General features: G+C 68.8%; 11 protein-coding genes, 1 tRNA gene and 1 pseudogene. 6 read left to right on the forward strand and 7 right to left on the reverse strand.

Annotated features, from left to right (window positions below):
- On the reverse strand, positions 1-204 hold a 204-nt coding region (locus tag ABZ796_RS25775), incomplete at its 3' end, for a hypothetical protein (protein WP_357340879.1).
- Positions 205-277: 73 nt separating this feature from the next.
- Positions 278-1,396 (reverse strand): annotated as a pseudogene (locus ABZ796_RS25780) (transglutaminase family protein); the annotation flags it as partial.
- 561 nt (positions 1,397-1,957) lie between these two features.
- Here ABZ796_RS25780 and ABZ796_RS25785 point away from each other — a divergent pair.
- Complete coding sequence (locus tag ABZ796_RS25785; protein ID WP_357340865.1) at positions 1,958-2,692, forward strand: hypothetical protein; 735 nt, start codon at positions 1,958-1,960, stop codon at positions 2,690-2,692.
- An 89-nt stretch (positions 2,693-2,781) separates the two neighbouring features.
- On the opposite strand, the gene hisC is transcribed toward ABZ796_RS25785, so the two are convergent.
- Positions 2,782-3,861: a histidinol-phosphate transaminase gene (gene hisC, locus ABZ796_RS25790; protein ID WP_357340866.1), complete on the reverse strand. Its 1,080-nt coding sequence runs from the start codon at positions 3,859-3,861 to the stop codon at positions 2,782-2,784.
- 24 nt (positions 3,862-3,885) lie between these two features.
- Complete coding sequence (locus tag ABZ796_RS25795; RefSeq protein ID WP_357340867.1) at positions 3,886-4,776, reverse strand: arginine deiminase family protein; 891 nt, start codon at positions 4,774-4,776, stop codon at positions 3,886-3,888.
- Positions 4,777-4,925: 149 nt separating this feature from the next.
- On the opposite strand from ABZ796_RS25795, the gene ABZ796_RS25800 reads away from it, so the two are divergent.
- The 4 genes from ABZ796_RS25800 (at position 4,926) to ABZ796_RS25815 (ending at position 7,446) form a co-directional block, all read left to right on the forward strand.
- Positions 4,926-5,597, forward strand: a complete 672-nt coding sequence (locus ABZ796_RS25800; protein WP_357340868.1) for a GntR family transcriptional regulator — start codon at positions 4,926-4,928, stop codon at positions 5,595-5,597.
- 75 nt (positions 5,598-5,672) lie between these two features.
- Positions 5,673-6,065 (forward strand): phage holin family protein, encoded by a 393-nt coding sequence (locus ABZ796_RS25805; protein ID WP_357340870.1) that lies wholly within the window; start codon positions 5,673-5,675, stop codon positions 6,063-6,065.
- 65 nt (positions 6,066-6,130) lie between these two features.
- Positions 6,131-6,592 carry a low molecular weight protein-tyrosine-phosphatase gene (locus ABZ796_RS25810; protein ID WP_357340872.1) on the forward strand — a complete coding sequence of 154 codons (462 nt, stop codon included), beginning with the start codon at positions 6,131-6,133 and terminating at the stop codon, positions 6,590-6,592.
- The gene (locus tag ABZ796_RS25815; protein ID WP_357340874.1) at positions 6,589-7,446 is read left to right on the forward strand and encodes a fructosamine kinase family protein; all 858 of its coding nucleotides are present in this window, start codon (positions 6,589-6,591) and stop codon (positions 7,444-7,446) included. Before ABZ796_RS25810 ends, ABZ796_RS25815 begins: the two co-directional genes overlap by 4 nt.
- A gap of 44 nt (positions 7,447-7,490) precedes the next feature.
- Here ABZ796_RS25815 and ABZ796_RS25820 read toward each other — a convergent pair.
- From ABZ796_RS25820 to ABZ796_RS25830, 3 genes are all read right to left on the reverse strand, one after another.
- Positions 7,491-7,578 (reverse strand) — tRNA-Ser (locus tag ABZ796_RS25820).
- 10 nt (positions 7,579-7,588) lie between these two features.
- Positions 7,589-8,056 (reverse strand): nucleoside deaminase, encoded by a 468-nt coding sequence (locus ABZ796_RS25825; RefSeq protein WP_357340880.1) that lies wholly within the window; start codon positions 8,054-8,056, stop codon positions 7,589-7,591.
- A gap of 26 nt (positions 8,057-8,082) precedes the next feature.
- A complete protein-coding gene (locus ABZ796_RS25830) occupies positions 8,083-8,601 on the reverse strand; it encodes a tRNA adenosine deaminase-associated protein (protein WP_357340876.1) in 519 nt (172 codons plus the stop codon).
- Positions 8,602-8,682: 81 nt separating this feature from the next.
- Here ABZ796_RS25830 and upp point away from each other — a divergent pair, with 81 nt between their 5' ends.
- The gene (gene upp, locus ABZ796_RS25835) at positions 8,683-9,324 is read left to right on the forward strand and encodes a uracil phosphoribosyltransferase (protein ID WP_357340878.1); all 642 of its coding nucleotides are present in this window, start codon (positions 8,683-8,685) and stop codon (positions 9,322-9,324) included.
- Positions 9,325-9,444 lie beyond the last annotated feature (120 nt).

Consider the following 9,444-nt stretch of genomic DNA (forward strand, 5'->3'; position numbering starts at 1 on the left):
GTCGACCAGCGGTCGTTCGTCGGTCGAGCCGCCGGAGCCGCAAGGCGGAGGCGTGTCGACCAGCGGTCGTTCGTCGGTCGAGCCGCCGGAGCCGCTAGGCGGAGGCGTGTCGAGACCAACACGGTCGTTCTGCGCCCAGGGGTCGGCGAAGAGGGTGTGGTCGCTCCAGAGGGGCTCTCCGTCGGTACGCCACTGCAGATCGATGTTCCAGCGCGGGAGGGGCTCGCTCGCCGGGGTACCACTTGCCCTGGCCTCGGTGGACGATGCCGCCTCGGCCGTAGACCTGGCGCAGACGTTCGGTCAGGTCAGCGGCGAGCTCGCGCTTGTGCGGGCCGTCAGCGTCGGTGCTCCACTGCGCGGAGGTCTGGTCGTCGAGAGAGACGAAGGTGGGCTCGCCGCCCATGGTCAGCTCGACACCGGCCGCCTGGAGACGCTGGTCGACCGCCTCACCCAACGCATCGATACGCGCCCACTCCTGACCGGTGTAGGGCAGCGTCACCCGCGGGTCCTCATGGACCCGGGTGACCTCGTTGGCGAAGGAGAAGGTGACCTCGACCGGGTCGGTGGCACCCTCGATCGGGGCCGCGGAGGACGGGTGCGGGGTCGCCGAGAGCGGGATGTGGCCCTCCCCCGCGAACAGTGCCGACGTCGGGTCGAGCCCGATCCAACCGGCCCCGGGGACGAAGACCTCGCACCACGCATGCAGGTCGGTGAAGTCCTCGGTCGGACCCGACGGGCCGTCGAGCGACTCCTGGTCGACGGCCAGCTGCACCAGATAGCCGGAGACGAACCGCGCGGCGAGGCCGTACTGACGCAGCAGGGACACCAGCAGCCATGCCGAGTCGCGGCACGAGCCGATGCCCAGGCGCAGGGTCTCGTCGGGAGTCTGTACGCCGGGCTCCATCCGCACCGAGTAGGCGACGTCCGAGTTGACCGCCTGGTTGAGGCTCGCCAGGAAGTCGACTGTACGGAGGCCGTCCGCGGGCAGCTCCGGCAGCCGCTGCCGCCAGGCGTCGGCCTCCGTCGCGGACTCCACGTCGCGGAGGTAGGGCGCCAGATCGGCCTTCAGCTGCGACTCGTAGTCGAAGGGGAAGGTCTCGGCGTACTCCTCGATGAAGAAGTCGAACGGGTTGATCACCACCATGTCGGCGACCAGCCCGACGGTGATCTCGAGCTTGTCGGTCTTCTCCGGGAAGACGAGCCGCGCGAGCCAGTTGCCGAACGGGTCCTGCTGCCAGTTGATGAAGTGCGCCGCCGGCGTCACCGACAGCGAGTAGGCCTCGATCGGGGTCCGGGTGTGCGGCGCCGGGCGCAGGCGTACGACGTGCGGGCCGACGCTCACCGGCTGCGCGAACTCGTAGGTGGTCCGATGTTCGAGCGCAACCTTGATCGACATGGGCCAAGCCTGACCGATCCAGGTTGCACAGGGGTAACGAACCGCCGGGTCGGTGGCGGCCGTCCCGGATCCGGGCCGGTGATCCGGGGCGGCCGCTGGCGGGATTCAAGGTCCTATGGGAATTGAAGTGTTTACCACGACGAGAATCAGACGGGTTCAGAAACCATTGATTGGTAAACGCATTTCATCTCGACTAAATGCCGATTCCCGCTTCCATGAAATCTCCCAATTACCCCGTGGGGTAATCACTGAATGGCGATCCGACCCGGTGATGCGAGAACCGATATCGCGACGATTTCCGGCCGTGGCCGCCGTCCGATGACCGCCACAGAGACCTCAGGAGCCCCAACAGCATCAGCTTTTCGCTACCAAGGAGGCCGAATGAATCCGTTTCCAATGAAGATCGGCCCTAGTCGTCCATTAAATGAGATCGGATGAGTTTACGGCACGAAATGCGCCGAAGGAATAGAAATCAATAAGTTCCAGAAAGTTCTTGACTTGGTGCTTAAAGTCGCCTCAGGATTCATTCGTCACGACTTCAGACCAAACAAAGGAGATTTCGTGAATTCTCGGACTCGAATCGCTGCTGTCGTCGCTGGGCTCGCGCTCGCCACGGTCGCCGCACCGGTCATGGCCAGCCCCGTCCCACCTCCCATTCCTGACCCGCCGGTCCCGGGCACTCCGGGCACTCCGATCCCGGACGATCCCGGCACCCCGGACGTTCCCGGCACGCCGGACGTTCCCGGCACCCCGGACACCCCGGACGTCCCCGGCACGCCCGAGACCCCGGATGTTCCCGACACCCCGGACGTCCCTGACACGCCGGACGTTCCCGGCACCCCGGACACCCCGGATGTTCCCGGCACGCCCGACACTCCGGACGTTCCCGAGACCCCGGATGTCCCGGGCACCCCGGACGTCCCAGGAACCCCTGACGTTCCTGACGTTCCCGACGTCCCCGACGTTCCCGAGACCCCGGTCCCGGACGTCCCCGAGGGTCCCGGGATCCCTGACCTTCCGGACGGCCCCGCCCCGGACAGCTCTGCGGACGCTCCTGCCGCGGACACTCCTGTCCCGGACGTACCCGTCCCGGACGTACCCGTCCCGGATGTTCCGGTCCCGGACGTCCCGATCCCCGATGTTCCGATCCCGGACGTCCCGATCCCGGGCCTGCCTGAGATCCCGGGCGTCACGGACAGCCTGCTGGGCATCATCAACAGCCTGCCGGTCGTCGGCCCGATCCTGACCGACCTCCTCAGCACGATCCTCGGGAAGCTTCCGATCCCGCTTCCGTAGAGGCATTCAGCGCCACCCAACGAGCAGAGGTCCAGCAGCATCGATGCTGTTGGACCTCTGCTATTTCGGCCGGGCCGCGCCCGGCTTCCTCAGCCCTTCGGGAACGACCCGGCGAGCTCGATGAGGCGGGTGTTGGCCTCGGCCTCGCCGATCGAGACACGTACGCCCTCGGGCGGGTAGGGGCGGACCATCAGGCCGACCTCGTCGGCGGCCGCGGCGAACTCGGCGCAACGCTCGGCGGAGCCGAAGGCGAACCAGACGAAGTTGCCCTGGGCGTCGGGGATGTCCCAGCCGGCGGCGCGGACGCCCTCGACCACCCGGGTCCGCTCGGTGACCACGTCGTCGACGCGCACCAGCAGCTCGGCCTGCCGCTCGAGCGAGGCGACGCCGGCGGCCTGAGCGACCACGTTGACACCGAAGGGCAGCGCCATCGCCCGCAGCGTGGCCGCGATCGGCGCGGGTGCGAAGGCGTAGCCGACCCGGAAGCCGGCCAGCCCGTAGGCCTTGGAGAACGTACGCAGCACGACCACGTTCGACCGGCCACGGTAGGTGGCGATGCCGTCGACGGCGTCGTCCATGCGTACGAACTCGGCGTAGGCCTCGTCGACCACGACCAGCACGTGCTCGGGCACCTTCGCGAGGAACGCGTCGAGCTCGGCCTGGGTCACCGAGGTGCCGGTGGGGTTGTTGGGGGTGCAGACGAAGACGACCTTCGTACGCTCCGTCACGGCCGCCGCCATCGCGTCGAGGTCGTGGTGGCCGTCGTCGGTGACCGGCACCTTCACCGCGGTCGCACCGGCCGCGAGCACCGCGATCGGGTACGCCTCGAAGCTGCGCCAGGCGAAGACGACCTCGTCCTCGGGACCGCAGTACGCCGAGACCAGCTGGAAGATCAGCGCCACGGCGCCGGTCGAGAGGGCGAGCTCCTCGGCCGGCACCTTGTAGGCCGTCGCGAGCGCCTCGTAGAGCTCGGTGTTGCCCGCGTCGGGGTAACGGTTGACCCGCCCAGCCGCCGCAGCGGCGACCTCCACCACACCGTCCAGCGGCGGGTAGGGGTTCTCGTTGGAGGAGAGCTTGTAGGTCACCAGTCCGGGCCGCTCGACCGGCGGCTTGCCCGCGACGTACGCGGGCATAGCGGCGACACTGGGACGGGGCTGTGGGGTGCTCATATCGTGAGATCCTAGGCTGTGCCCCTACGTGGGGATGACCTCGCCGCCGTAAACCACGGGGACGTCGCGACCGACCACGATGTCGAGCGGGTTGGTGACGCAGCGGACGGACCCGCCACCGAGGTGGAGCTCGCTCATCTCGACGATCCGGATCGTGAAGCCCCAGCCCTCGAGGATCGGCCGGATGCGATCCGGGCAGGCCGGCATCACGATGGTGCGGCCGATCACGATCGAGTTGGCCGCGAACGTGCTGAGCGCCTCCTCCTCGGTGATGAAGAGCGGCTCAGGGACCAGGTCGACGAGCGCCTGCGCCGACTCGGGAGCCAGCGCGTCCGGGCAGATGATCGCGCGGCGCTCGTCGAGCGGGCAGAAGGCCAGGTCGAGGTGGTACATCCCCGAGTGGGTCGTCCGTACGCCCAGGACGCGCACGCCCATCTCGGTCGCCAGGGTCTTCAGCGCCATCTCGTCGGTGCGCGGCCCGGTGCCGGCGACCAGGTAGCCCGCGAACGGGAAGACGTCACCCGCCTCGAAGGTCGGCCCGACCCCGTCCTTGCCGACGTACGCCGTCCCCCACCCGTTCTCGGCGAACCACTCGACCGCGGAGCGGGTCTCGTCGCGGCGCTCGGGGAAGCGCATGTGGGAGAGGAGCACGTGCTTCCGGCCCTCCGCGAGGGTCGCTGCGAAGCCGAGGTTCATCGCGTAGACCATGTCGGGGCTGTCCTCGCGCGGCGCGATGACGTCGACGCGGCCACCGAGCTCCTCGATGGTCGCCTTCAGGGTTTCCCACTGCGCGCGAGCGCGGACCGGATCCGGCTGGATCGCGGTGTCCATGAACGGGTTGATGGCGTAGTCGATGCGGTAGTGCGTCGGCTCGGTCATCAGGTAGTGACGGCCCCAGGTCAGCGATGTGCTCACGCGTACCCCTCTCGGTCTCATTGCTCTGCGGCTGATTCCAGCCAGATCGTCGGATTGCATGATTGACTGATTGTCAGACAATCCTGTGCGGATAGGTTAGAGCACGAACGGTCATCACCGGAAGCCGACGCAGGTAGGACAATGGGCCCATGTTCGAGTCGCTCACCCTGGACGAACCCGCATCGACGGTCGACCGCGTCGCCGACGAGCTCCGCCGGGCGGTGTTCGAGGGAGAGCTGGAGTCGGGCACCCCGCTGCGCGAGCACGGTCTGGCCGAGTCGCTGGGCGTCGGCCGCTCCACGGTCCGCGAGGCGCTGACCATCCTCGTCGCCGAGGGCTTGGCGACCCGCGCCCCCAACAAGGGCGTCGCCGTCGCCACCCCCGAGGCCGCCTCGGTCCGTGACGTCTGCGCCGCCCGCTGGGTGCTCGAGGGAGCCGGGGTCCGCAACTGGCGGGACGCGTCCGACGAGACTCGCCGGGCCGTGCACGAGTCGCTCGATGCGTACATCACGGCGGTCCACTCCGAGCGCTCGACCTACCGCGAGCTCAACGAGCGCCACCTCGCCTTCCACCTCTCGCTGGTGGCGCTCACCGGGTCACCGCGGCTGGTCGCGATGCAGGAGCACCTGGTCGTCGAGCTCAAGCTCTCGCTCGCCCAGGTCGACCGCATCCGCCGCAACGCCCACGACCAGGCCGAGGACCACGCGGCCCTCGTCCGCCTCCTCGACGCCGACCGCATCCACGACGCCGAGCAGTTCCTGCAGAAGCATCTCTCCGACGCCGCCCACGACATCTGCAAGGCGCTCCGCCTCGAACAGTGACTCGGGGTAACACAGTCGCCACACCTCGCGCGCGCCCCTTATGTACGTCCCGCGGAGCCTGCCACACTCACGAGCATGCGCATCGTGACCTGGCTCATCACCAACGCCATCGCCCTGGCCGTGGCAACCTGGCTCGTCGGCGGGATCTACTTCGACGGCCCGACCGGCGGCATGGAGGAGATCAAGCACAAGCTGCTCCCGCTGCTGATCGTCGCACTCGTGCTCGGCCTGGTGTCGTCCTTCGTCAAGCCGATCGTGACCTTCTTCGCGTTCCCGTTCATCCTGCTCACCCTGGGCCTGCTCCTGCTGGTGATCAACGCGGCGATGCTCGGCCTGACCGCGTGGATCCTCGGCCCGACCGGGATCGGTTTCCACGTCGACGGGTTCTGGGCGGCGGTGCTCGGCGGCATCATCATCTCGATCGTCGGCTGGGGCGTCGACCGGGTGTGGCCGGAGAGCGACGGGTGAGCGACGGGTGAGGTCCAGATTCCACATCTGCCACGAGTTCTTGGCCGAAATGTAAAACTCGGGCCATGAAGATCGCGGTCGTCTGCCTGGGCAACATCTGCCGTTCTCCGATGGCGGAGGTGGTGCTGAGGGATCGTCTCGACGCCAGGAGGCTCGATGACGTGGAGCTGGTCTCGGCCGGCACCGGCGGCTGGCACGCGGGCGAGAAGATGGACCGCCGAGCGGCCGCGACGCTGCTCGAGGCGGGCTACGACCCCGAGCACCACCGGGCCCAGCAGTGGCCGGTCGGGGACCCCGATACGTACGACCTCGTGCTCGCGATGGATGCCGACAACCTGGCCGATCTGGCTGGTCAGGCACCGGAGGGCGGACTGCGGATGTTCCGTGATTTCGATCCCGAAGGCCCCGGGGACGTGCCCGATCCCTATTACGGTGGTGCCGAGGGATTCCGGGAGGTGCTGGCGATGGTGGAGCGTACGAGTGATGCGATCGTTGCATCCGTGGCCTCCGTGAGGCCCAGTTCGTGACCCGTCAGCCCGCGGTCGCCCGTCGCGCCGAGCAACTGCTCGGGGCGGCGGTGGTGAGCACATCTCCGGTCGCGGGCGGTGACATCTCGACAGCCACCAAGATCCGGCTCAGCGACGGCTCGCTGGTGCTGATGAAGGCGCTCTCCCCGCCGCGGGACGACTTCGTCGCCGCCGAGGCCCGCGGGCTCCGCTGGCTGGAGGAGTCGGGGGCCGTGAAGGTCCCCGAGGTCCTCGCCGCCGAGCCTGACTGCCTGGTCCTGCGCTGGATCGAGCCCGGACGTCCCAACGCCGAGACCGCCGAGGAGCTCGGCCGCTCGCTCGCGCGTCTCCACAGCGCCCCGGTCTCCGGCTTCGGCGCCGACAGGGACGGGTTCATCGGCCGGCTACCGATGCCCAACAAGCCCGCGGACACCTGGGCCGAGTTCTATGCCGTACGCCGCCTGCTCCCCTACCTCAGAGCCGCCCGCGACCGCGGCGCCATCGACGCCGCCGGCGCCGAGCGTGTCGAGCAGGTCGTCGGGAAACTGCCGTCGCTGATCCCGGAGGAGCCGCCCGCCCTGCTCCACGGCGACCTCTGGAACGGGAACGTCCTGTGGGACCGGAGCAGCGAGGCCTGGCTCATCGACCCGGCGGCATACGCCGGTCATCGCGAGGTCGACCTCGCCATGCTCGCGCTCTTCGGCCTGCCCCATCTGGAGCGGATGATGTCCGCCTACGAGGACGCGACCCCCCTCGCCGAGGGCTGGGAGGACCGCCAGGGCCTCCACCAGCTCTTCCCGCTGCTCGTCCACGCGGCCATGTTCGGCGGCGGCTACGGCGCCCGCGCCGCCACCGTCGCTGCCCGCTACCTCTGATACCGAAAAGCAGAAAACCCCTGGTCACCCAGGGGTTTTCTGTATGGCGGTGACGGTGGGATTTGAACCCACGGTAGGTCGCCCTACACAACATTTCGAGTGTTGCACCATCGGCCGCTCGGACACGTCACCGCCGAATAAGTTACAACCTCGGGTGGTCTTCGCCGAAATCGGGGGCGCCTCGCTGGGATCCGAAGAAGTCCTCCAGCAGCGCGCGCTGCTCCTCGGCCATCAGCCCGGCGACGACCTCGGGCCGGTGGTTGAGCCGACGGTCGCGTACGACGTCCCACAGCGACCCCACCGCACCGGCCTTGTCGTCGAAGGCGCCGAAGACGATCCGCTCCACCCGGGCCAGGACCGCGGCGCCTGCGCACATCGTGCACGGCTCCAGCGTCACCACGAGCGTGCAGCCCTCCAGGCGCCACTCGCCGCGCGCCTTGGCCGCCTCGCGCAGCGCGACGACCTCGGCATGTCCGGTGGGGTCGGCCTCGGCCTCTCGTACGTTGCGGCCTCTCCCGATCACCACGCCGGACGGGTCGACGACGACCGCGCCGATCGGCACGTCACCGGTCGCCAGGGCAGCACGACCCTCATCGAGAGCGGCCCGCATCGGGGCCTCCCAGCGGTCGGCTGGGGTCACGCCGGCATGAGGCCGACGGCGTCGTCGAAGGCCTCGCCGCAGCCGATCGCCCGGGCGATCTCGGAGAGCGTCTCGTCGGGGTAGAGGTCGTCCTCGAACATGTCGTCGAGCAGCATGCCCATCTCGACCGCGCTCATCCCGAAGTCGGCGAGGATGCCGAGGTCGCCAGCGGGATCGGGTTCCTCCTCGTCCTCGTCCTCGACCTCTTCCGGCAGCGGAAGACCGAGCACGTCGAGAGCCGACGCCGCCAGCTCCCACTCGTCGGCCGCGGTCACGTCGGAGAGCAGCACCTTGGTCGCCGCCCCGAAGACCCGGACGATAACGAAGAAGTCCTCGTCGATCGCCGCCATCGCGATCGCGCCACCATCGCCCGGGAAGCGGTGGAGCGCGTGGGTCAGAGTCTCGACATCGGTCAGCAGGTCGTGAGCGAGTTCGCGCACGACCCAGGCGCCGTCCTCGCGATACATCGCGACGGCGAAGTCAACACCCTCGATCTGCTCCAGCTGATCAGACACACGACCAGAGTGACACCGAAACCGCCTCTGGTCTAGGGGGAATTGATGACCTGAGACTGAACCGATCGTAGGGTTCAGCCCATGGAGACCCTCGTTGTGGACCACCCGCTCGTCGCCCACAAGCTCACCACGCTGCGCAACAAAGACACCGACTCGTCGACGTTCCGTCGTCTCGCCGACGAGCTGGTCACGCTGCTCGCCTACGAGGCGACCCGCGGCGTGAGGGTCGCCCCGGTCGATATCGTCACTCCCGTCGCCCCGACCCAAGGCGTACGCCTCACCGACCCGCAGCCGCTAATCGTACCCATCCTCCGGGCCGGGCTCGGGATGCTCGACGGGATGATCCGGCTGCTGCCCACCGCGGAGGTCGGCTTCCTCGGCATGGTCCGCAACGAGGAGACCCTCGAAGCGACGACGTACGCCGAGCGCCTCCCCGCCGACCTCTCCGGCCGCCAGTGCTACGTGGTCGACCCGATGCTCGCCACCGGCGGCACCCTCGCTGCGGCGATCGACTTCCTGGTCAAGCGCGGCGCCGACGACATCACCGCCGTCGTACTCCTGGCCGCACCGGAGGGCGTCGCCGCCCTGGAGAAGGAGCTCGAGGGCATCGACGCCCCGGTCCGGGTCGTCACCGCGGCGATGGACGAGAGGCTCAACGAGAAGGGCTACATCGTCCCCGGCCTCGGTGACGCCGGCGACCGGCTCTACGGCGTCGCCGGCTGAGCTGCCGCCAACCGCCGCTGGTCGAGCCGCGAGGCCGACTGCGGCCGAGCGTGTCGAGACCAACACGGTCCCCTGTCGCGCTCGATGGGCGCAATTTTGTGTAGACAACCCACCCCCAAG

This window comes from Nocardioides sp. NPDC047086 (assembly GCF_040643685.1).
Classification (GTDB): Bacteria; Actinomycetota; Actinomycetes; order Propionibacteriales; family Nocardioidaceae; genus Nocardioides.

Coding starts and splice junctions, on each gene's coding strand:
- ABZ796_RS25800 (WP_357340868.1), top strand. CDS start 4,926: ATGTTCGAGTCGCTCACCCTGGACGAACCCGCATCGACGGTCGACCGC.
- upp (WP_357340878.1), top strand. CDS start 8,683: ATGGAGACCCTCGTTGTGGACCACCCGCTCGTCGCCCACAAGCTCACC.
- ABZ796_RS25825 (WP_357340880.1), bottom strand. CDS start 8,056: ATGCGGGCCGCTCTCGATGAGGGTCGTGCTGCCCTGGCGACCGGTGAC.
- ABZ796_RS25810 (WP_357340872.1), top strand. CDS start 6,131: ATGAAGATCGCGGTCGTCTGCCTGGGCAACATCTGCCGTTCTCCGATG.
- ABZ796_RS25805 (WP_357340870.1), top strand. CDS start 5,673: ATGCGCATCGTGACCTGGCTCATCACCAACGCCATCGCCCTGGCCGTG.
- hisC (WP_357340866.1), bottom strand. CDS start 3,861: ATGAGCACCCCACAGCCCCGTCCCAGTGTCGCCGCTATGCCCGCGTAC.